This is a genomic window from Roseinatronobacter domitianus, from assembly GCF_023336755.1.
In the GTDB taxonomy this organism is placed as follows: domain Bacteria; phylum Pseudomonadota; class Alphaproteobacteria; order Rhodobacterales; family Rhodobacteraceae; genus Roseinatronobacter; species Roseinatronobacter domitianus.
The window spans coordinates 1-21,378 of the sequence record NZ_JALZWP010000002.1 but is presented as its reverse complement, the minus strand read 5'-3'; the positions used below and the strand labels follow the sequence as shown (position 1 = coordinate 21,378).

Annotated in this window: 24 protein-coding genes and 2 tRNA genes; 9 read left to right on the top strand and 17 right to left on the bottom strand. The window is 61.5% G+C overall.

Annotated features, from left to right (window positions below):
- Nucleotides 1–2 precede the first annotated feature (2 nt).
- The 10 genes from rplS to M3N55_RS02170 form a co-directional block, all read right to left on the bottom strand.
- A complete protein-coding gene (gene rplS, locus M3N55_RS02215) occupies nt 3–383 on the bottom strand; it encodes a 50S ribosomal protein L19 (protein ID WP_249055969.1) in 381 nt (126 codons plus the stop codon).
- 230 nt (nt 384–613) lie between these two features.
- Nucleotides 614–1,045 carry a cupin domain-containing protein gene (locus M3N55_RS02210; RefSeq protein ID WP_249055967.1) on the bottom strand — a complete coding sequence of 144 codons (432 nt, stop codon included), beginning with the start codon at nt 1,043–1,045 and terminating at the stop codon, nt 614–616.
- 10 nt (nt 1,046–1,055) lie between these two features.
- Entirely contained in the window at nt 1,056–1,841 is a 786-nt protein-coding gene (locus M3N55_RS02205; RefSeq protein WP_249055963.1) for a sulfite exporter TauE/SafE family protein, read from the bottom strand.
- A complete protein-coding gene (guaB, locus tag M3N55_RS02200) occupies nt 1,841–3,289 on the bottom strand; it encodes an IMP dehydrogenase (protein WP_249055961.1) in 1,449 nt (482 codons plus the stop codon). Before guaB ends, M3N55_RS02205 begins: the two co-directional genes overlap by 1 nt.
- A 70-nt stretch (nt 3,290–3,359) precedes the next feature.
- Complete coding sequence (locus tag M3N55_RS02195; protein WP_249055959.1) at nt 3,360–4,349, bottom strand: TDT family transporter; 990 nt, start codon at nt 4,347–4,349, stop codon at nt 3,360–3,362.
- Entirely contained in the window at nt 4,346–5,005 is a 660-nt protein-coding gene (gene gph / locus M3N55_RS02190) for a phosphoglycolate phosphatase (RefSeq protein WP_249055957.1), read from the bottom strand. Before gph ends, M3N55_RS02195 begins: the two co-directional genes overlap by 4 nt.
- Entirely contained in the window at nt 5,002–5,700 is a 699-nt protein-coding gene (rpe, locus tag M3N55_RS02185) for a ribulose-phosphate 3-epimerase (RefSeq protein WP_249055955.1), read from the bottom strand. The genes gph and rpe overlap by 4 nt, the downstream gene beginning before the upstream one ends.
- 145 nt (nt 5,701–5,845) lie before the next feature.
- On the bottom strand, nt 5,846–6,793 hold the full coding sequence (lipA, locus tag M3N55_RS02180; RefSeq protein WP_249055953.1) for a lipoyl synthase: 948 nt from the start codon (nt 6,791–6,793) through the stop codon (nt 5,846–5,848).
- Nucleotides 6,794–6,875: 82 nt separating this feature from the next.
- Nucleotides 6,876–7,817, bottom strand: coding sequence for a hydrogen peroxide-inducible genes activator (locus tag M3N55_RS02175; RefSeq protein WP_249055952.1), 942 nt, complete (start codon nt 7,815–7,817; stop codon nt 6,876–6,878).
- 46 nt (nt 7,818–7,863) lie between these two features.
- On the bottom strand, nt 7,864–8,121 hold the full coding sequence (locus M3N55_RS02170; protein WP_249055951.1) for a BolA family protein: 258 nt from the start codon (nt 8,119–8,121) through the stop codon (nt 7,864–7,866).
- A 118-nt stretch (nt 8,122–8,239) separates the two neighbouring features.
- On the opposite strand from M3N55_RS02170, the gene M3N55_RS02165 reads away from it, so the two are divergent.
- Nucleotides 8,240–8,875 carry a J domain-containing protein gene (locus M3N55_RS02165; RefSeq protein ID WP_249055949.1) on the top strand — a complete coding sequence of 212 codons (636 nt, stop codon included), beginning with the start codon at nt 8,240–8,242 and terminating at the stop codon, nt 8,873–8,875.
- A 317-nt stretch (nt 8,876–9,192) separates the two neighbouring features.
- A tRNA-Gly gene (locus M3N55_RS02160) sits at nt 9,193–9,267 on the top strand.
- A 34-nt stretch (nt 9,268–9,301) separates the two neighbouring features.
- Here M3N55_RS02160 and M3N55_RS02155 read toward each other — a convergent pair.
- From M3N55_RS02155 to rpmB, 4 genes are all read right to left on the bottom strand, one after another.
- On the bottom strand, nt 9,302–9,832 hold the full coding sequence (locus tag M3N55_RS02155; protein WP_249055947.1) for a Crp/Fnr family transcriptional regulator: 531 nt from the start codon (nt 9,830–9,832) through the stop codon (nt 9,302–9,304).
- A gap of 160 nt (nt 9,833–9,992) precedes the next feature.
- Nucleotides 9,993–12,098: a DEAD/DEAH box helicase gene (locus M3N55_RS02150; protein ID WP_249055945.1), complete on the bottom strand. Its 2,106-nt coding sequence runs from the start codon at nt 12,096–12,098 to the stop codon at nt 9,993–9,995.
- Between the two features lie 33 nt (nt 12,099–12,131).
- A tRNA-Arg gene (locus M3N55_RS02145) sits at nt 12,132–12,208 on the bottom strand.
- A 113-nt stretch (nt 12,209–12,321) separates the two neighbouring features.
- Nucleotides 12,322–12,609: a 50S ribosomal protein L28 gene (gene rpmB / locus M3N55_RS02140; protein WP_249055942.1), complete on the bottom strand. Its 288-nt coding sequence runs from the start codon at nt 12,607–12,609 to the stop codon at nt 12,322–12,324.
- A 289-nt stretch (nt 12,610–12,898) separates the two neighbouring features.
- Here rpmB and M3N55_RS02135 point away from each other — a divergent pair, with 289 nt between their 5' ends.
- Entirely contained in the window at nt 12,899–13,630 is a 732-nt protein-coding gene (locus tag M3N55_RS02135; RefSeq protein WP_249056607.1) for a hypothetical protein, read from the top strand.
- On the opposite strand, the gene meaB is transcribed toward M3N55_RS02135, so the two are convergent.
- On the bottom strand, nt 13,609–14,598 hold the full coding sequence (meaB, locus tag M3N55_RS02130) for a methylmalonyl Co-A mutase-associated GTPase MeaB (RefSeq protein WP_249055940.1): 990 nt from the start codon (nt 14,596–14,598) through the stop codon (nt 13,609–13,611). The genes M3N55_RS02135 and meaB overlap by 22 nt on opposite strands.
- Nucleotides 14,599–14,668: 70 nt before the next feature.
- Nucleotides 14,669–15,124, bottom strand: coding sequence for an Lrp/AsnC family transcriptional regulator (locus M3N55_RS02125; protein WP_249055937.1), 456 nt, complete (start codon nt 15,122–15,124; stop codon nt 14,669–14,671).
- A 138-nt stretch (nt 15,125–15,262) separates the two neighbouring features.
- Here M3N55_RS02125 and hppD point away from each other — a divergent pair, with 138 nt between their 5' ends.
- From hppD to M3N55_RS02100, 5 genes are all read left to right on the top strand, one after another.
- Nucleotides 15,263–16,354 (top strand): 4-hydroxyphenylpyruvate dioxygenase, encoded by a 1,092-nt coding sequence (hppD, locus tag M3N55_RS02120; protein ID WP_249055935.1) that lies wholly within the window; start codon nt 15,263–15,265, stop codon nt 16,352–16,354.
- A gap of 164 nt (nt 16,355–16,518) precedes the next feature.
- Nucleotides 16,519–17,310 (top strand): 2-(1,2-epoxy-1,2-dihydrophenyl)acetyl-CoA isomerase PaaG, encoded by a 792-nt coding sequence (gene paaG / locus M3N55_RS02115; RefSeq protein WP_249055933.1) that lies wholly within the window; start codon nt 16,519–16,521, stop codon nt 17,308–17,310.
- 2 nt (nt 17,311–17,312) lie between these two features.
- On the top strand, nt 17,313–17,744 hold the full coding sequence (gene paaI / locus M3N55_RS02110; protein ID WP_249055931.1) for a hydroxyphenylacetyl-CoA thioesterase PaaI: 432 nt from the start codon (nt 17,313–17,315) through the stop codon (nt 17,742–17,744).
- Between the two features lie 3 nt (nt 17,745–17,747).
- Nucleotides 17,748–19,061 (top strand): phenylacetate--CoA ligase PaaK, encoded by a 1,314-nt coding sequence (paaK, locus tag M3N55_RS02105; RefSeq protein ID WP_249055930.1) that lies wholly within the window; start codon nt 17,748–17,750, stop codon nt 19,059–19,061.
- Between the two features lies 1 nt (nt 19,062).
- A complete protein-coding gene (locus tag M3N55_RS02100; protein WP_249055929.1) occupies nt 19,063–19,659 on the top strand; it encodes a TetR-type transcription factor C-terminal domain-containing protein in 597 nt (198 codons plus the stop codon).
- Nucleotides 19,660–19,710: 51 nt separating this feature from the next.
- Here the strand turns inward: M3N55_RS02100 and rpsO are convergent, their stop codons facing one another.
- The gene (gene rpsO / locus M3N55_RS02095) at nt 19,711–19,980 is read right to left on the bottom strand and encodes a 30S ribosomal protein S15 (protein ID WP_249056576.1); all 270 of its coding nucleotides are present in this window, start codon (nt 19,978–19,980) and stop codon (nt 19,711–19,713) included.
- Nucleotides 19,981–20,226: 246 nt separating this feature from the next.
- Between rpsO and M3N55_RS02090 the strand changes: the two genes are divergently transcribed.
- A complete protein-coding gene (locus M3N55_RS02090; protein ID WP_249055927.1) occupies nt 20,227–21,186 on the top strand; it encodes a calcium-binding protein in 960 nt (319 codons plus the stop codon).
- Nucleotides 21,187–21,378: the final 192 nt, after the last annotated feature.

Genomic DNA, 21,378 nt, shown 5'->3' with positions numbered 1-21,378 from the left:
CCTCAGGCTTTGTCTTTTAGCGGACGGTAGTTGGTCTTTTCGGCGATACGCGCCGATTTGCCGCGACGGTCGCGCAGGTAATACAGCTTCGCACGACGCACGCGGCCACGGCGGACCACTTCGATGCTGTCGATATTGGTCGAATACAGCGGGAAGATACGTTCCACACCTTCGCCGAAGGAGATTTTACGCACGGTGAACGAGGCGGCAATGCCGGTGCCGTGGCGGCGGCTGATGCAGACGCCTTCAAAGTTCTGCACGCGCGAGCGGGTGCCTTCGGTCACTTTGTAGCCAACGCGAATGGTGTCGCCGGCCTTGAAATCCGGGATGGTCTTGCCGAGTTCAGCGATCTGCTCGGCCTCTAGCTGTGCGATCAGGTTCATCGCGTATCCTTTCATTTGCCCGTGGTTTACCCACGTCTTGATGATGCCGGTCAGAGCTCTGGTCTTCGACCGGGTCCACCGCAGTGCCCGCCAGAGAATGCCCAAACGTATTTATCCGCGCTGCCCGCGTGCCTTATCCCGACCGAAGTTAAGGGGCTGCACACGCAAAACAGGCCATGACCCGAATCCGGGTATGACAGCGCGGCGTATAGGCGCTTGGGCGTGTTGCGTCAAGCGCCGGTCGGAATCTCGAAACCCTGTGGCGCAAGGGTAAACCCGTCAAACCGGAAGGCGGGCGAAACGGTGCAGCCGACCAGCGACCAGTCGCCAAGCGATTCGGCAGCTTGCCAGTGATGCGGCTGCACAATGGCCTGCGGCGCATGGCCTTTGCCTGCGTCGCCCAGAATGGTGCGGGTGGCGGGGCCGTGGTCGCTTTCCGACATATGCAGAGCCAGCGGCGCGCCGGCGTGGAAGTGCCATATCTCTGCGGCGTCTACCTTGTGCCAATGGCTGCGCTCTCCGGCTTGCAACAGGAACAGAATGGCGGTGCCTGCCGGGCGTGCGCCCTCCTGCGCATCGGCGATCCAAGTCTGTCGATACCAACCGCCTTCCGGGTGGCGCTCCAGCTTGAAGCGGGCAATCAACGCGTCTGCGGTTGTCATGTGTTTTCCTTCAGCCCAGAAGCGCGGCAAGCCCGTCCCATACAAGCTTCACCCCCACCAGCGCAATCATGCCATACATCAACGGATAGAACAGCTCTGCACGCAGATGTTTCACGACTTTCGCGCCCAGCAGGGTAGAGCCGACCGCGAGCGGTAGCAACACCAGCGCGCTTGTCAGCGTTGTGGTATTGAACTGCCCCAACGCGGCATAGGGCACCAGTTTGACGACATTGACGACGGAAAAGAAGATTACCGTCGTCCCGGTATAGATGCGCGGGTCGAAGCCCAAGGGCAGTGCATAGACCTGAAAGGGTGGTCCACCTGCATGGGCTACGAAACTGGTGAAACCCGCGATCCCGCCCCAGAAACTGCCGCGTGTGCGGCTTTGCCCGCGAGGCTGGACCGGCCCACCGCGCCGGGCCAGCGCCATCCGCGCGACAAAGCCCAATGCTACCACGCCAACCAAGAGGCGGACCATAGCCTCTGGCGTGTAGGCGGCGGTCAACCCGCCCAGTGCAATGCCAAAAGCCGCGCCGGGCAGAGTGTGCCACAGCGTGGCCCGATCGAACCAGCCACGCCATGCCCATAGGCTGACCGCGTCCATCATCAGCAGCACCGGTAACAGAAGCGCCGCCGCTTGCACGGGCGACATGACCAACGACAGGATCGGAACGCCCATCAGCGCGAACGCACCGCCAAGACCGCCTTTGGACAGGCCAACAAGAAAGACCGCGACAAGCGCCGCGGTCAGACTAGGGACGTCACCAAAGAGCGTCAGCTCGGCCAGTGCCTGCATCAGCCAACCCGGTAATTCGGGCTTTCGCGGGTGATCTGCACATCATGCACATGGCTTTCCTTCAGCCCGGCATTGGTAATGCGGACGAATTCGCAGCCGCCGCGCATATCTGCAACCGTGGCGTTGCCGGTATAGCCCATCGCGGCGCGAAGGCCGCCGACCATCTGGTGCAGCACATTGCCGACCGACCCTTTGTAGGGAACTTGCCCCTCAATACCTTCTGGCACCAGCTTGTCGCTGGCCGCATCCTTCTGGAAGTAACGGTCGGCAGAGCCGCGCGCCATGGCGCCAAGGCTGCCCATGCCGCGATAGGATTTGAAGCTGCGGCCCTGATACAGGATCACCTCGCCGGGTGCTTCATCCGTGCCGGCAATCGCGCTTCCGACCATGGCGCAGCTTGCGCCCGCCGCGATGGCCTTGGCGAAATCGCCCGACATCTTGATGCCACCATCTGCGATGATGGGCACGTCGCCCGCCGCTTCGGCGCAATCCATGATGGCAGTCAATTGCGGCATGCCCACACCGGCCACAACCCGCGTTGTGCAGATAGAACCGGGGCCAATGCCCACTTTTACGGCATCCGCGCCCGCGTCGATCAGTGCGCGCGTGGCGGCAGCGGTGGCCACGTTGCCTGCCACAACCTGCGAGTTCGGAGCCTCTGCCTTGATCCGGGCAACTGCCTTGGCAACCCCTTCGGAATGGCCATGCGCGGTGTCGATCACGACAAGGTCCACGCCCGCATCAATCAGCGCCATCGACCGCTCGTAGCCCGCATCGCCCACGGTGCTGGCAGCGGCCACGCGCAGGCGGCCCAATTCGTCCTTGCAGGCCGTGGGGTTCAGAACCGCGCGGTCAATGTCGCGCAGTGTCAGCAGACCGGTCAGACGGCCCGCGGCATCGGTCACAAGCAGCTTTTCAATGCGGCGCGCCTGCATCAGGCTGCGCGCTTCCTCACGGTCTGCGGGCTCGCGCAGAATGGCCAGATTGTCGGCGCTCATCATCGCTTTGACCGGCGTTGAATCGTCGCTGGCAAAGCGCATGTCGCGGTTTGTGACTATACCCAACACGCGGCCCTTTTCGTCCACGACCGGAAAACCCGTCACGTTGTAACGCGCTTGCAGTGCCTTAGCGTCAAGCAGGGTCTGGTCGGGTGTAAGTGTGACCGGGTTATAGACAATCCCCGATTCGAACCGCTTCACGCGGCGCACGGCTTCGGCCTGTTCGTCCACTGTCAGATTGCGGTGGACAACGCCCATGCCGCCAGCTTGCGCCATGGCAATCGCCATAGAGGCTTCGGTCACCGTATCCATCGCCGATGATAGCAACGGAATGTTCAGGCGAATGTCCCGGGTCACAAAGGTCGAGGTGTCGGCCGTGGTGGGCATTACCTTGGAAGCGGCGGGCACCAGCAGCACGTCGTCGAATGTATATGCCTCGCGAATCTTCATCACCGCTCTCCTGAATTTGGTGTCACGCTTGGCACGTCCCCTTTTCATGCCTTGCGCGAAAATGAAAGCCCTAAGCCTCGGCTGCGTTCGTCTTCGCCGCCAGTTTGCCGCCGGGCCACAGCTTGAACACGCGATAGGCGACCCAGGGCACAACCAAGGTGGCTGCAACCAGCGCGATCCCACCGATCCCACTCATCGCGCCCTGGCCTTGCGAAAGCGTTACCAGCGCCGATGCGAAGGCCGCCAGCGGGAATGTGAACGCCCCCCAAAGTGGCGAGAACCCGGCCGTCACCAGCCATCTTGCAGAGACGACAAGCGCAATCAGGATCGCGGCGGCCAAGGCGCTGAAAGCATAGGCGGGCGCTTGCAGCCCGGCACCCGCGGCCACCATTGTAAACAGGCTGGCAGGGGCAAGATGAATGGCCAGAAGCGGGCGCAGCGGTGCAGGTGGCACACGGGTCAGCAACTGCCTTGCGCTCGCGCCCCAGATCAGCCCTGCGGGCAACAGCATGGACCAAAGCAGCCAACGCGCGATTTCTGGGTAGCCCAGTGCATTCGCGGCCAGCCCGCCGATAATGAAGCCAACGTAACTCAGGTGAAAGACCGGCGTGACCACACGCCCTTCTTCCGGGCCGCGCAGGATGGCAAGGGTGATCGCCACGACCAGCCCGACATGGACCGCGAAGGCCAGAAGTGTCAGGCCCGTGGCAAGACCGCTGGCGTAAGGGGCCAAGACCACGGCAAACAACATCAGGCAAAGGCTGGCCGCCGACAGACCCGCGCGCCCCGGCAGCACGCGCAGGTCTTCCATGAAGGTTGCCGGACGGCGCAAAGGCTTTGCCAGATAAGCTGCAAACGTGTACAGGAACAAAATCGAGGTCGCGCCAAGGATCAGATCGCCAATGGCAGGTGTGACCCCGAAAGCCCCTGCTGCCGCGCGCCAGCCCAAGCCCAGCCCGAACAACCCCATAATTGGCTGGAACAGCGCAGGCGGCGTGCGTCGTCCAAAGCCGGGTTTGGGAAGTTCCAAAGGCGGTGGCAGAGGGCGGCGGCTGGTCATGCAGCGGGGTCTTTCAAGTATTCAGTCAACAGGTTGTAATCGTCGAACCGGAATTGATGATACATATCTTCCGGCGCTGTGTGCCGATAGCCTTCGGTGAACAGGCCAAACCGAGCGCCCGCGCGTTGGGCGGTCTCTGCATCTGTTTCGCTATCCCCGATATAGGTGATCTGGGGCAGCGTCAGCCCAAGGCCATCGACCACGGCGATCAGGGGGGCAGGGTCGGGCTTGGCCACGGCCAGACTATCGCCGCCGATCACCACGTCGAACAAGCGGTCCCAATCCAGATGCGCCAGAACTGCGCGGGTCGGCCTCATCGGTTTGTTGGTGCACAGACCAAGAGCAAACCCCTCGGCGCGCAAGTCCTCCAGCACCTCGACTACGCCGGGGTAGATGCGGGTATTCTCATGTGCGCGCTCATAGAAATGCAGGAAGCGTGCGTGCAGATGGTCGGTGCGCGCAGGCTCATTCTCGCCTGTCACCGCGCGCTCCATGCGTTCCACGAAAATGCGCGCTCCGCGGCCGACAAAGCTGCGCGACTGCTCGAAGCTCACAAGCGGCAGCCCCTCGCCCTGTAAAACTGCGTTGGCGGCAGCATGAATGTCGGGCGCACTGTCGATCAGTGTGCCGTCCAGATCGAAGATAACGGCTTTCATACCATGGTCCCTGTCATGCTCTCGGCTGCGGCCCGGATTGCGCGAATATTGGTGCCATAGGGCGCCGGGTTGTCCACCGACCCGCCTTTGAATACGGCAGAACCGGCAACCAGAACATCCGCGCCGGCGCGCGCCATGATGGGGGCGGTGTCGGGCGTTATGCCGCCGTCAATCTCTATATGAATTGGGCGCTCTCCGATCAGCGCGCGCAGACGCTGCACCTTGTCGGACATGTCGATAAAAGCCTGCCCGCCGAAACCGGGGTTGACCGTCATCACGCAAACCAAATCCAGCAGGTCCAGCAGGTTTTCCACCCCGTCCAGCCCCGTGCCGGGGTTCAGCGCAAGCCCTGCCTTGGCCCCGCTGGCGCGAATGGCCTGCAACGTGCGGTGAATATGCGGCCCGGCTTCCATATGCGCGGTGATGATATCCGCCCCGGCCTTTGCGAAGCCCTCGATATAAGGGTCTACGGGAGCGATCATCAGGTGCACATCCATCACGCCGCGAATATGCGGGCGGATGGCGGCACAGGTGGCGGGGCCGAAGGTAATGTTGGGCACGAAATGCCCATCCATCACATCGACATGCACCCAATCTGCGCCCTGATCTTCGATGGCCCGGCATTCGGCCCCGAAATTGGCGAAATCAGAGGCAAGGATCGACGGTGCAATCTTGATAGCGCGGGAAAAGCTCATGGGCGGGCCTCGTGTCTTGAATCGATGTTACAGGCGTCTATTACGCCCGAAGCCGCGCGAATGCACCCCCGCTACCCGGCTTCATCTTGCGACAAATACTCCCGCCGGAGGCATCCGCCGATCTGCCACGCGTGACCGGTCAGCTTCAGACCGCAAATTTCGCCAGCCGCGCCGCGCGCAGTCGGGCAAAATCATCGCCAGCGTGGTAGCTTGATCGCGTTAGCGGCGTGGCCGAGACCATCAAGAACCCTTTGCCAAGCGCGGCTTTCTCATAGCTTTTGAACTCGTCCGGGGTCACGAAGCGGTCAACTCTGTGATGGCGCGACGTGGGTTGCAGATATTGGCCAATGGTCATGAAATCCACATCGGCGCTGCGCATGTCATCCATAACCTGCAACACGCCTTGGCGTTCTTCGCCCAAGCCGACCATGATGCCCGATTTGGTGAACATGGTCGGGTCCAGTTCCTTGACGCGTTGCAGCAGGCGCAGGCTATGGAAGTAGCGCGCGCCGGGGCGGACGGTGGGATAAAGTCCCGGCACGGTTTCCAGGTTGTGGTTGAACACATCCGGCCGTGCCTCGACCACGACCTCCAACGCCGAAGGCGCGCATTTCAGGAAATCGGGGGTCAGAATTTCGATGGTTGTGTCAGGGCTGCGATGGCGCACGGCGCGAATGGTCTGGGCGAAATGTTCTGCCCCGCCATCGTCCAGATCGTCCCGGTCAACGCTGGTGATGACGACATGTTTCAGCCCCAGCTTTTCGACTGCATGGGCCACGCGCCCCGGCTCGAACGCGTCCAGAGTGTCGGGGCGACCGGTCGCGACATTGCAAAAGGTGCAACCGCGCGTGCAGATTTCGCCCATGATCATCATGGTGGCGTGGCCTTGGCTCCAGCATTCTCCGACATTGGGACAGCCCGCTTCCTCGCAGACTGTGGTCAGCTTATGCTCGCGCATGATCTTGTGGGTTGCGGCATAGCCCGCGCCGCCAGGCGCCTTGACCCTGATCCAGTCAGGTTTCTTGGGCTGGGTCTGCACCGGGCGGTGCGCCTTTTCCGGGTGGCGTTGGTCGGGCAGTTTCAGATCGCGCACGGGCTGTCCTCCTCAGAACTGTTAGTCACATAACCCGGTTGGGGCGCAAAAACAACGCGGGCGCGGCATGGCTGGTATGCATTTATCTCATGTCCGGGGGGGCAATCTTTTCGGCTTGTGCGATCTGGGCGTGCGCGGCCTGTTCGATATGCTCTGCCAATTCGGCGAACCAATCTGATTGCGCGGTGCCGCTGCGGCGCACCAATGTCACGCAGCGCGCGGGTTCGGGCGCGTCGAAGCGGCGCAGGGCAAGATCGGGCGTGCCGCGCGTTTCAGTGGCCAGCGCGATTTCGGGTAAAAAGGTTAGCCCGAAGCCCTGTGCGACAAGTCCGCACAATGTGGATAAGGATGACGCGCCAAGATCCAGCCGTGTCTGGCGACGGTCAAGCGCGCAGACCTCCAGCGCCTGATCGGCAAGGCAATGCCCTTCGTCCAGTAGCAACAACTGCTCTGGCGGCAGGCCGACCGGGCGCAAGGCTTCCGGGCTGGCCCCCAGTGTGCTTAGCCGCGACGGGCTGCCGGCCAACACGAAGCGGTCGGTAAACAGGCTTTGCGCAATAAGGTCGGGTGCCGGGGCTGGGTCTGCCAGCACAACTGCGTCCAGCAAACCGCCCCGCAATCCGTCCAGCAAATCCGCGGTCTGCGCCTCTCTCAGGCGCAGGTCACGGGTAATGTCGGCGGCGCGCAATGCGGCCAATGTGCCGGGCAACAGATACGGTGCGACAGTCGGGATCATCCCGATATTCAACTCGCCAAGCCCGCGCGCATGCCGCGCATCTGCCTCGAGCTCCATTGCTTCGGCCAGAATGCGATCGGCGCGCTCCAAGACGCTGCGCCCCGCTTGGGTCAGCCGCAGGTCGCGCGGGCTGCGTTCGATCAGTGCAGTGCCAAGGATCGCTTCCAGTTCCTTGATCTGCATCGACATTGCCGGTTGGCTGACATTCACCAATGCAGCCGCGCGCCCGAAACTGCGGGTTTCGGCAAGCGCGCGGAAGTAATGCAGTTGGCGAAGCGTGATTTTCATAAGCGCGGATTATGCCTTATGCGTAAAACGCTGGCAAACGCTTATGTCAGCCGTCAATATCCAGCGCAAGCGCGTGAATGCGCCCGACCAGTTCGGCCCCAAGGGCGCTATGCACCGCGCGGTGGCGCGCCAGTCGGCCCATGCCGCCCAGTTCCGCTGCACGAATACGCACGTTGAAATGGGTTTGCCCACCATCCTGCCAGCCGCTGTGGCCGCGATGGCTCTCGCTGTCATCTTCGACCGCCAATTCGCGCGGGGCGAAGGCGATCTGCAACTTTTGTTCTATTTCATCACGAATCAGCATTGTCTGTGCGGTTCCTCTTCAATCCTGCGTCAAAGATAACTAGTGTTGCGCCTCCGAGTCGAAAAGCCCCGGTCGGGGGCTAAATGCACCGTCACCAAAGCGCAAAGCCGAGCATGTCATGGACCGCAAACCTCTTTTCGAATTTGATATCAGAGCTTCTAGCGACAAGAAGAAGCGTGCCCGTGGGCGGCGTGGCATGTCGGGGGCGTGGGAAACCTCCGTCCGGCAATGCGAACACGCTGGCTGTTCCGAGGACGGAAAATACCGCTGCCCGAAATCACCGGACCAGCTGAACGAGTATTTCTGGTTCTGTAAGGACCACGCACGCGAATATAATTTGAAGTGGAACTATTTCGAAGGCCAGTCAGAGGCAGAAATGCTGGACGAGATGGAGCGCGACCGTGTCTGGGGCCGTGCAACACAACCGCTTGGGTCCAAAGACGAGCGGCTGGCGTGGCAAAGGCTGGGCATCGAAGATCCGCACCAGGTGCTGGGCGACAATGCAACGCGCAACCCCGGCAAGGGCAACCCGTCTGCCGGCACCCGCAAACTGCCTGCGCCAGAGCGCAAAGCGCTGGAAATCCTTGATGCGCGCGACAGCTGGAGCCGGACCGAGATTCGCAAGCAATATAAAAGCCTTGTCAAAGACCTGCACCCGGATCGTAATTCCGGCGCCCGTCATGACGAGGACCGGTTGCAAGAGGTCGTCTGGGCGTGGGATCAGATCAAGGACAGCCGTTATTTCCGCGATTAAACAGCCTGCCCAATGCGTGGCCACCCGGTGCTGGGCGTTGTGATACGCAGAGTTTGCGCAGGATAATTTCCACTCTGTGAATAATGGACAGGTCCCGCAGCACCTGCGCCGCCGGGTCGCGTGGGGGCAAGAGCACCCGGTTCAATGTCTCTGGATCGGTCATGTCTGGCCTTCGGTCTGGGGTGGACCGAGTTTCGCTCAGAAGTCTTGCGAAACCGTTTCTGTGGGCTGAGAAAAAATGTCGCGAAAACTTCAAAGACTGCGCGTTTCCCCCTTGCAGCCCCGCGCGCAATTCTCTAAATCGCACCACATAGAGAGCGGGCGTAGCTCAGGGGTAGAGCATAACCTTGCCAAGGTTAGGGTCGGGCGTTCGAATCGCCTCGCCCGCTCCAATTTCCGCCAAGAAGTGACCACTACCCCACCGGGTCACTTGTCTGAACGGCGGCGCGACAGTTCCCGATAAAGTGTTTCGCGTGACACGCCAAGTTCCGCTGCAACCTGTTGCCACGCGCCCTTTTCAGGCAGCATATTCCCGTCCAGCAGCCATGCGTCCAGCCGGTCCTTCACGCGGGGCAGGGTGCGGATTTCGGCACGCGTGCGCGCAATTTGCACCTCTCGCGCCAAGCGGCTTGCCCATACGCGCGCCAAGCTTGGGTTCAGGTCAAGCGCCGTCAGAAAGTCTGATTTGGGCAGGCTGGCAAGTTCGCACGCTTCAGTCGCCACAGCATCGCAATGGTATTTTTGGGAATACACAGACGCTTCGGCCACGATTTGTCCCGCCTGCGCGCGTTGCAAGACAAGCGTATGGCCCTGCGTGGTGTTGCGCAGAAGTGCGATCACGCCCTTGCGGACCATGAACAGGCTATCCGGTGCATCGCCTGCATGAAACAGCGTTTGCTGCGGCGCAAGCTGTAGAACACTGGCCTGTGAGAACAGGGTTTGCACGGGGTCTGACATGACCGCAACCATATGGAAACACAGCTTCTGCCGCAACACACGGCGCAGAAACCGCATTGGTTAAACCGAATGGAGCACTGCTGGTTCAGCGGATCGATGCGGTGCCAAAATGCCATGACGCCGCCAAATGGCGGCGTCATAATATTTGTGCGGGGCTGTTTTAGCCCTTGGGTTTGGGGCTGGGCTTCGCGCGGGGTTTGCGGGGCGCTGCGGCCCCAGCCTTGCCCGGCGCAACGAAGCGTTTCGACGTGTCGCGCGCATCGGCGGCAGGTTTGGGTTTGCTGAACGGTTTGTCACCCGGCTTGCCTGCGGGCTTGCCGCCGGGTTTGCCAAAAGATTTGCCGTCGGGTTTACCAAAGGATTTTCCGTCCGGCTTTCCTTTGAAACCTTTGCCCTTCGGCGCATCATCCCAGGATTTGCGTGGCGCATCGCGCTCGGGGCGATCCTCGCGTTTGGCTGGCGCCGCGCGCTTTTCATAGGGTTTGACTGCGCCATCGTCGCGCGGTTTCGGGTCGCGTGGCTTCGGCTTGTCGCCAAAGGCGCGGTCCCCCTTGGGCTTATCCCATTTCGGTTTTGGGCCGCTGGGACGGTCGGACGGGGCCGGACGCGGGCGCGCTGGACGGTCCGGGCGGTCCGACCTATCGGCGCGTGCCGGGCGCTCGGAGCGTTCTGGCCGGGGTCCGGATTGCAGATCGGGCGCGCCATCCATCAGGCGGGCGGTGACCCCATCTTCCAATGTGCCGCCGTCTCCCAAGCCAGCGATGAAGGCATCGACAGATCCGGCCGTAATCTCTACGTAGGTTTCCGCGTCCTGCACACGGATTGCGCCGATCGCGTCCTTGTCCAGACCACCGGTGCGGCACAGAAGCGGTAGAAGCCAACGGGCTTCGGCGCGCTCGGCACGGCCAACGGATAGCGCGACCCAGCGGCTGGGGCCGAAAGGTGCCTTTTCGCGGCGCACGGGTTTGGTGTCGGCTGGCAGCAGGTCTTCGGGCGCAGCATGGCGCGACTGATACAGTCGCAGATAGGCCGCCGCGATTTGGTCGGGCGAATAGCGCGCGAGTAGCTTTTCGGCGAAGACGGTTTCGGTTTCGCTGGCCGCTTCGGACCAGACTGGATCGGACAAGAGGCGTTCTTCGTCACGCGCCAAGATATCTTCGACCGAAGGGGCTTCGACCCATTCAGCGTTGATTTTGGCCCATTTCAGGATGCGTTCGGCGCGTGCGCGCGCTTTAGGCGGCACGATGAGTGCGGAAATGCCCTTGCGGCCCGCCCGCCCGGTGCGGCCAGAGCGGTGCAGCAGACTTTCGGTATTGGTGGGCAGTTCGGCGTGGATCACAAGGTTCAGCTTCGGCAAGTCAATGCCGCGTGCCGCCACATCAGTTGCCACGCAGACCCGTGCGCGACCATCGCGCATGGCTTGCAGCGCGTGGGTGCGTTCGGTTTGGGACAGTTCACCAGAGAGGCTAACCACCTGCAAACCACGATTCGCAAGGCGCGCGGTCAGGTGGCTGACCATGGCGCGGGTGTTGGCAAAGACCAGCGCGCTTTCATCATGATGAAAGCGCAACAGGTTGAAGATCGCACTGTCCACATCCGACTGCGCCACGCGTACTGCGTGGTATTCGATGTCGCTGTGTTGCTTGGTGCCGCCCAGCGTGCTGATGCGCTGCGCGTCGCGTTGGTATTGCTGCGCCAGTTTGGCGATGGTCGGTGGCACGGTGGCCGAGAACAGCAGGGTGCGGCGATTGGCAGGGGCCTCTCCCAGCATGAATTCCAGATCCTCGCGGAAGCCCATGTCAAGCATTTCGTCCGCTTCATCCAGCACCACGGCGCGCAATTCGCCAAGGTCGAGTGCGTTGCGCTCTATGTGGTCGCGCAAGCGGCCTGGTGTGCCGACAACAATATGTGCGCCACGCTCCAGCGCGCGGCGCTCGGTGCGCATGTCCATGCCGCCGACGCAAGATGTGACAACCGCGCCGGTGCGCGCATAGAGCCACGTCAATTCGTGCATCACCTGGCTGGCCAATTCGCGCGTGGGGGCCACGACCAGCGCCAAGGGTGCGGCGGCAGGGCCGAATTGTTCTTTATCGTCCAGCAGCGAAGGTGCGATTGCCAACCCGAACCCCACAGTTTTGCCCGACCCGGTCTGCGCCGAGACAAGCAAATCCTGCCCCGCCAGATCGGGCGCGCTGACCGCCTGTTGAACAGGGGTAAGCGTGTCGTAGCCACGCTCTGCAAGTGCCTCGGATATCGGGGTTATCATGGTCGGGGTGTTCCTTGGGGAAAATGGGGCAGGTGGCGATCCCGGAAGGACTTGAACCCTCAACCTGCCGATTAGAAGTCGGCTGCTCTATCCAGTTGAGCTACGGGACCCGCGTTCGTGGTTTAAGAACGGATCGCGCCAGAATGCAACGGGGTTTGCCCCCTCTGCAACGCAAAAGCCCCCGGCTGGACCGGGGGCGATCGGTGCTGTGCGGCCCGAAGGCTTAGGCGGCGGTTGCCGCTTTGGCCAGGTCACGCTTGATTTTCAATGCGTTGGACGACAGTTCATCGTCCTTGGCTTTCGCCAGGTAAGCATCCAGACCGCCACGGTGATCGACCGAACGCAGCGCAGCCGAAGACACGCGCAGCTTGAAGCTGCGGCCCAGAGCTTCGGACATCAGCGACACGTCTTGCAGGTTCGGCAGGAAGCGGCGCTTGGTCTTGTTGTTGGCGTGGCTTACATTGTTGCCCGTGATCGGGCCTTTTCCGGTCAGTTCGCAACGGCGCGACATGGGTTCATCCTCGTTTTTGTGCGGGGCGCGCGCAGTCGGTCCAGCACGGCGCTTTCCATATACAATGGCGCCGTGCATGCAGCGCTCAGATCTCAGATCGTTCTCTTATGAGGGAAAGCGGATGCAGTCAAGAGGGCCGCTGAATCCACATATTACCTTTTTAAGGATGAATTTCTGCCACATTTAAAGGGCTTCATTCTCATAATTTAAACCGTCATGCGCCGTGATGCCGCTGCTAAGTTGCTTCTGATCGGCTGACGTCAGAGTCAGATAATGTTCGAGGTGTGAAATGATCAAGAAATTTGTTCTGTCGGAGTCGGGTGCGGTCACTGTGGACTGGGTCGTGCTGACGGCGGCCAGCGTGGGCTTGGGTCTGGCATCTGTTGCCGCAGTTCGAACGGGCAGTGGGTCTTTGGCAGATGCGATCTCGGCCAGCTTGTCTGGCGCGTCGGTCATGGCGCTGGACGGCCTTAACCGAATGGGGTTCGACGATGGGAATTTCTTGGGCTGGTCGACAAACCGAACGGGTTTCAGCGAAGCGCTGGGCACATTTCTTGGGCCGTTCGCGGGGCACGAAGACGCTGTAACGCATGATGTGATCTTGCCGGATGGCGCGACCGAAGCGACGATCAGCTTCGACCTGCTTTTGCTCGATAGTTGGGATGGCATTGGACGGGTTTCCGACTTTGCTGCCGGTGGTCGCGGCGACGGGATCGCTTTTAGCATCAACGGGACCGAGATTGGTTATTCTTCAATGACCAATGGGTCGGCAGGCACGCCCAGCGGAACCTTCGAGATGAGTGGAACGACCTATTCCTATGAATTGACGCAGGCTTCCAGCGGCGCCTATTTCAGCCCATCGGATGGCGGTGGCAATTGGAGCGATGCGGTCTGGAATGTGACCGTGACCGCAGATAACCCGCCTCCGGGTGGGTTTCAGTTCGGTGTCAACGGCACGTCGAATCAAGGCATTACTGACGAAAGCTTTGGGATCGACAATTACGTTATCTCGTCGGACTGACCTAGTGCGGAAACCATCGCCTGAGCCGCTGTCGGGGCGGTCGTGTCGCCGCGCTCTACGGCCTTGGCGAGCTCGGCCAAACGGGCTTGCGCTGCGGGGTGTTGAAGCCTGGCGAGCAAGGCCTGTCGAACCTCTTCGGTAAACCAGTGACGAGCCTGTTCGGCGCGGCGTCGGTCCCAGTGGCCATGCGCGCGCCGCCAGTTCACCAGTGCGATGATCTCGTCCCAGACGCCGGGCAATCCGTTGTTTTCCAGCGCCGAGACTGTCAGCGCTTTGGGAAAGCCTTCGGGGTCTTCGGGCCGCTTGCGTAGCAGCCTCAGTGCGCCCGCGTAATCGGCGCAGGTCCGATTCGCCGTGGCCTTCAGGTCGCCATCGGCCTTGTTGACCACGATCATGTCGGCGGCTTCCATAATGCCGCGTTTCACACCCTGCAATTCATCGCCGCCCGCCGGGGCCAGCAGCAACAAAAACACGTCCGACAGGTCCGCAACCACGGTTTCGGACTGACCCACGCCCACGGTTTCCACCAGCACCACGTCAAACCCTGCCGCCTCGCACAGCGCCACCGCGTCGCGTGTGCGACGCGCGACGCCGCCCAAATGCGACTGGCTGGGGCTGGGGCGGATGAACGCTTGCGGCGCGCGCGACAAGTGGTCCATCCGCGTTTTGTCGCCCAGGATCGACCCACCGGTGCGCTTGCTGGACGGGTCCACCGCCAGCACTGCCACACGCAAGCCCTTTTCTATCAGCATAAGCCCGAAAGATTCGATGAAGGTAGATTTGCCCACGCCCGGCGTGCCGGACAGCCCGATGCGGATGGCTTGCCGCCCGCTTTGAGCCAACTCCTCCAGCAGCGCCGTGGCTTCGGCGCGGTGGTCCGTCCGGCCGCTTTCGGCCAGCGTAATCGCGCGGGCCAGTGCCCGGCGCTCGCCGTTCAAGACGCCCTGAGCCAGTGCTGAAACGTCCATTCGGTGCCCCCTCGCCAAACGTGACCTTGTTGTGCCTTGGCGTGGGGTCAAATGTCCAGAGCGCGCGGGGTCACACCGGCAGGGCCCCGGCCTGTTTCAACTGCTCCATCACGATCTGGCTTTGCACCCGCGCGACGGCGGCATGGGGCAAGATGCGGGCATGGATCAGCGTGTTCAGCGCGGCAAGATCGGCGCACCAGATGCGCAGCAGGTAATCGGCTTCCCCGGTCAGGGTCCAGGCGTTGACGACTTCGGGCAGGGTTTCGAGCAGGCGGCGAAAGGATTGCGCGCCTGCTGGGTCGTGATTGCCCATCTGAACTTGCACGAAGGCTTGCACGCCAAGACCTACGCGGCCGGGCGCGATGCGGGCACGGTAGCCTTCGATTATGCCGTGTTCTTCCAGCCGCTGCCGCCGCCGGGCGGCCTGAGATGCGGACAGCCCCACCCGGTCGCCCAGTTCTTGCGCCGTCATCATCGCGTTGCGCTGAAGCTGCGCTAAGATTGTGCGGTCTATCGGGTCAAGCATGCGGTGAAATCACAGTATATGATACATATCTGCGATATCATTGCATATTTCTGCGCTAATTGCCAGAATTTGCGCGAAAGTTGTATGTTGCATACGGTATTCTACGGCCCAGATACATCTTTGCAACAGGAGCACCCTATGGGCCCCTTCCCACATGCCGCCCCACGCGCCGCCATTACCGCCGATAACCCTGCCGGAACTGACGGGTTCGAATTCGTCGAATTCGCGCACCCAGAGCCGGATACGCTGCGCGACCAGTTCCGCGCCATGGGCTACACTCTGACCGCCCGGCACAAGCACCGCGAAATCGAGCTGTGGCAACAAGGCGACATCACTTATGTGCTGAACAACGACACGGGTAGCCACGCCGCGCGCTTTGCCGCAGAACACGGCCCCTGCGCGCCGGCAATGGGCTGGCGGGTGGTCGATGCGTGCCATGCCTTCGACCATGCGGTGGCCAAGGGTGCCACGCCCTACACCGCCCCCGGCAAGCTGCTGGAGGTGCCCGCGATTGTCGGGATCGGTGGATCATTGATCTATTTCATAGAGGATTACGGCGATACCCATCCCTATGCCGGGTTCGAGTGGATCACCGTGCCCAAGCCCGCAGGCGTGGGGTTCTACTATCTGGACCACCTGACGCATAACGTCTTCACCGGCAACATGGACCGTTGGTTCGGCTTCTACCGTGATCTGTTCAATTTCCGCGAAATCCGGTTCTTCGACATTTCCGGCAAATATACCGGTCTGTTCAGCCGCGCTTTGACCTCGCCTTGCGGGCGCATCCGTATTCCCATCAACGAAGACCGGGGCGAAACAGGGCAGATCGTGGAATACCTGAAACGCTATAATGGTGAAGGCATCCAGCATATCGCAGTCGGGACAGAGGATATTTACACCGCCACCGACGCCATAGCCGAACGCGGCATCCGCTTCATGCCCAAACCGCCGCAAAGCTATTACGACATGAGCCATGACCGCGTGGCCGGCCATTCGGAACCGGTCGCGGCGATGGCGACACACGGCATCCTGATCGACGGCGAAGGCGTGGTCGATGGCGGGGAAACCAAGATCCTGCTTCAGATTTTTTCGAAAACCATGGTTGGGCCGATCTTCTTTGAATTCATTCAGCGCAAGGGGGATGACGGCTTTGGCGAGGGTAATTTCAAAGCTTTGTTCGAGAGCATAGAAGCGGACCAAGTCGCGCGCGGGGTGTTGAAGTCGGGGTGATGCTGGCCATCTGCTGTTGCGTATCGGATAGTAATCTAGCAGCTCGGCTAACAGCCGCGCTCCCCTTGTGTTGTGCGGGTGCCAAAAGCAGATGATGCAGAAACAGAATTGACCGACCGGTCAGCTTATGCAAGTCTTGGGCTTCTCTGGGAGGAGAGTTGCCCATGTCTGACGACCCTGTGCTGCACCGGATAGACTCCGGTGTGTTGGAACTGGTTCTGAACCGGCCCGACAAGCTGAATGCCTTTACGCCGGAAATGCACGTAGCCTTGCGCGCGCAGATTGACCGCGCGGCACAAGACAGTGCCGTGCGCGCGGTGCTGCTGACCGGGGCCGGGCGGGGGTTCTGCGCAGGACAAGACCTTGGCGACCGCGACCCACGCCGCGGCGGGCCGAAGCCAGATTTGGGCGCGACAATCGGCACGTATTACAACCCTCTGATCCGTGCCATCCGGGCTCTGCCCAAACCCGTGGTTGCGGCAGTCAATGGCGTGGCGGCAGGTGCGGGGGCGAATATCGCGCTGGCCTGCGATATCGTTCTGGCGTCCGACAAGGCGCGCTTCATCCAGTCTTTTGCCAAGCTGGGGCTGGTGCCCGATGCGGGTGGGTCATGGGCCTTGCCGCGCTTGCTGGGAGAGGCGCGGGCAAAAGCCTTGGCGCTGGCTGCGGAACCGCTTTCCGCCACGCAAGCCGCCGAGTGGGGGTTGATCTGGCGCGCGGTGCCCGACGCCGACCTGATGCCAGAGGCGCGCGTGTTAACCGCCAAGCTGGCCAAGGGGCCGACCTTTGGCTTTGGCCTGACCAAGCAGGCCATTCAGGCAGCGGCGACCAACGATCTGGATGCGCAGTTGGAGCTTGAACAGGATTACCAGCGCCGGGCCGGTGCCTCGGACGACTATGCCGAGGGCGTAATAGCTTTTCTGGAAAAACGCGATGCAAGGTTCACAGGACAATGAGCATGACACCGCAAGAGATGGCCGAAGCTTGCGCCCGCGCCATGTGGAATGACGATAGCGCCAGCCAGCGACTTGGCATGGTGCTGGACGCCGTTGGCCCCGGCCATGCTATCCTATCCATGACCATCACGGACGACATGACCAACGGGCACGGCATGTGTCATGGCGGTTATATCTTCACGCTGGCCGACAGTGCTTTTGCCTTTGCCTGCAACAGTTACAACCAGCGTGTCGTAGCGCAGCAGTGCGCCGTCAGTTTCCTGAACCCCGTCGCGCGCGGCACGCGCCTGATTGCCACAGCGTCAGAGGTCAGCCGCCGTGGGCGCTCGGGCATTTACGATGTGCGCGTGACCGATGCGGACGGCACGGTCGTTGCAGAATTCCGCGGCCATAGCCGCAGCATCAAAGGCACCCATCTGGGCGAGGAGGCGTAGAGCATGGAAGACCTGTCCCCCAAACCGGGCGATCTGGACCCGATAGAGACCGCTTCTCGTGATGAGATCGCCGCGCTGCAACTGGAGCGGCTGAAATGGTCGCTGAACCATGCCTATAACGGGTCGCCCTTCTACCGCGCCAAGTTCGACGCGGCGGGCGTGCACCCGGATGATCTGCACACACTGGCAGATCTGGCGAAATTCCCCTTCACCGTCAAGACCGACCTGCGCGACACGTATCCCTTTGGCATGTTCGCGGCCCCCCGCGAGCAGCTTGTGCGGTTGCACGCATCCTCTGGCACCACGGGCAAACCCACGGTTGTTGGCTATACCCAAGGCGATATCGACCGTTGGGCCGATCTGGTCGCGCGGTCCATCCGCGCGGCGGGCGGGCGCAAAGGCGATATCGTGCATGTGGCCTATGGTTACGGGCTGTTTACCGGCGGGCTGGGCGCGCATTACGGGGCAGAGCGATTGGGCTGCACGGTTGTTCCCGTCTCGGGCGGCATGACCGAACGGCAGGTCACGCTGATTACAGATTTCAAACCCCGTGTCATCATGGTGACGCCCAGCTACATGCTGTCCATCCTCGATGCCTTCCACAAGGCCGGGCTGGACCCGCGAGACAGTTCGCTCGCGGTGGGCATTTTTGGCGCAGAGCCTTGGACCAACGCCATGCGCACCGAAATCGAACAGGCGTTCGACATGCACGCGGTGGATATTTACGGCCTGTCTGAAGTGATGGGGCCGGGCGTGGCGCAGGAATGCGTGGAAACCAAGGACGGGCTGCACTTGTGGGAGGACCATTTCTACCCCGAAATCATCGACCCCGCCACGGGCGAGGTGCTGCCAGATGGCGAGATGGGTGAGCTTGTGTTCACCACGCTGACAAAGGAAGGGCTGCCCATCATCCGCTACCGCACGCGCGACTTGACGCGGCTTTTGCCCGGCACCGCGCGGTCCATGCGGCGGATCGAAAAGATCACCGGACGCAGCGATGACATGATTATCCTACGAGGTGTCAACATTTTCCCCACGCAGGTCGAAGAGCAGATCCTGAAATGCAAAGGGCTTGCCCCGCATTTTCAGATTGAACTGACCCGCACGGGCCGGATGGATGACATGACCATCCACTCAGAAGCCACGCCACAGGTCGCCACCGATGATGCCCGCGCCGCCAGCGCGCGTGAATTGGCGCATCACGTCAAATCCACGCTGGGGGTGACGGCAAAGGTCGTCGTCCATAGCCCCGGCGGCGCGCCGCGGTCCGAAGGCAAGGCCAAGCGCGTGGTCGACAACCGCCCGAAAGCGGGCTGACATGGCCCGCTCGCGCGCCCATGATTTCGAGGCAAAGCAACGCGCTATCCTGCACGCGGCCGCTGCCGTGTTTGCAGAGGCCGGGATGGACAAGGCGTCGATGGCGCAGATCGCCGGGCGCGCGGATGTGTCCAAGGCGCTTCTGTATCATTACTACCCCGGCAAGGATGCGCTGATCTTCGACATTATCCGCACGCATCTGATGGAGTTGGACGCGGCCATCGCCGCCGCCGAAGATGCCAGCTTGCCGCCCCGCGACAGGCTGCGTGCCTTGGTTCATGCGGTGCTCGAGCAATACCGCGACGCCGATGATTACCACATGGTGCAACTGAACGGCACACGCACGCTGGCGGACGATCAACGCCGCGAAATGGTGGAACTGGAGCGCCGGATCGTGCGGCGCTTTGCCGTGGTCATTCGCGCGATTCACCCCGATATCGAACGCGACCGCCCCATTTTGACCGCCGTGACCATGTCGCTATTTGGCATGATGAACTGGGCCTATATGTGGTTTCGCGACGGTGGCCCCGTCAGCCGTGCCGAGTATGCCGATCTTGCAACCGACATTTTCCTGGGCGGGTTCGAACGCCTGCGATAAAACGCAAAACGCCCGCCAATGGCGGGCGCTGCTTGATCGCGTATCGCGTGCTTAGCGGCGGATGCCCAGCTTCGCGATCAACACGCGGTAACGTGCTTCATCCTTGCCGCGCAGGTAGTCCAACAGCTTCCGGCGCGTGGCGACCAGCTTCAGCAGGCCGCGGCGGGAGTGGTTGTCTTTCTTGTGCGTCTTGAAATGCTCGGTCAGGTTGGTGATGCGCTTTGTCAGCACCGCAACCTGCACTTCGGGCGAACCGGTATCACCTTCCGCGCGGGCATATGCCTTGATGAGCGCTTCTTTGTCTTCAGCCGTAATCGACATCGGGATCTCCTTTGTTAACGGTTTGATACGGCGCATGCCGGGATGTCGTCCAGCAAGGCCAAGAGTGTGCCACAGCACGCCATGACACGCCGCGGGCAATAGACCATCACCGCGCGGATGGGAAGCGAAAATGCAGCGGAACCGAATTAACCAACATTCAAGATAAACAGCAGAATATCCGCAAAACACTTCGGGTCATAATGCGAATCTGGCATGATCTGCCAAAGGTTGAATAAGGTTGCGTCTATGTGGTTGCTGTTGGGTTTGTTGGGAAGTGTGACGGCATTGTCGGCAAGCGACATGTTCACAGCACAGTCTTCGAGCGATTCGACCACCGATGAGGAAGAGGATGATCTGCAATCAGAAGATGTCCTTGTGGGGCGGGGTAGCAATGGTGATTTGCACCTGAGCATGGATTACCCCGATACCGATACCGACTTTGCCCCAGATGCCGAGCAAGTAGCGGTTACATCCCCTGCGGACGTTGGTGCGCCCGGTGCCGTGCTTGGCTTGTTCGACGGTTTGGGCGAACGCGTGCACAGCTCCGACACATATCCAGCCTTGCCGCCTGATGCGCCATTAACCCTGCATGGCGACGCAACCGACGACAACTTGCACGGCGGCGATTTGGACGATTCGCTTTTTGGCCATGACGGCGATGATCGCCTTGTTGGTCACAGCGGCGCTGACTGGCTAAGTGGTGGCAGCGGCGATGATAGCCTGATCGGCGGCGAGGGGGATGACACCTTATCGGGGGGTGACGGCAACGATACCCTTCTGGGTGGTTTGGGCAACGACCTGTTGCTGTCGGGCAGCGGGGCCAACACGCTTATGGCCGGGGACGGGGACGACAGGCTAATCGGGCAAGCCGGGGCCAGTTTTCTGAATGGCGGTGCCGGCAATGACCTATTGCAAGCCGGGGCGGGCAATCTGCTTCATGGTGGGGACGGGAATGACCAGTTCCGCCTTCCCGAAGCTGTTGCAGAAGCCGGACCTGCCCAGATACTTGATTACACGGCGGGAGAGGACGAAATCCAACTTAGCTACGACCCCAGCCAAGCGGTGCCCGAGCTTAGCATTACTTTCGATCCAGATGTTCCCGACCTTGCGGAAATCCGCCTTGCGGGAGACGTGCTCGCACAGGTTGCGAATGCTGGCGGCCTCTCGGTTTCTGACATCAGGCTCATTGCCCAGCCGGTGACGTGATCCGTTCAACCACCACAACGCTTGCGCTCGTTTGGCCCGATCTATGACACTACGAAACGCAAAAGGAGAGTGTCCGATCTTCTGTGTAACCGGGATCTGGTCCATGCTTCCTGAGAGGAGCAAGGACGATGACGATTTCCAAGGAACTGCTGGACGAACTTCTGAAGGGCTGCGAGCGCCCTGAAGATCTGC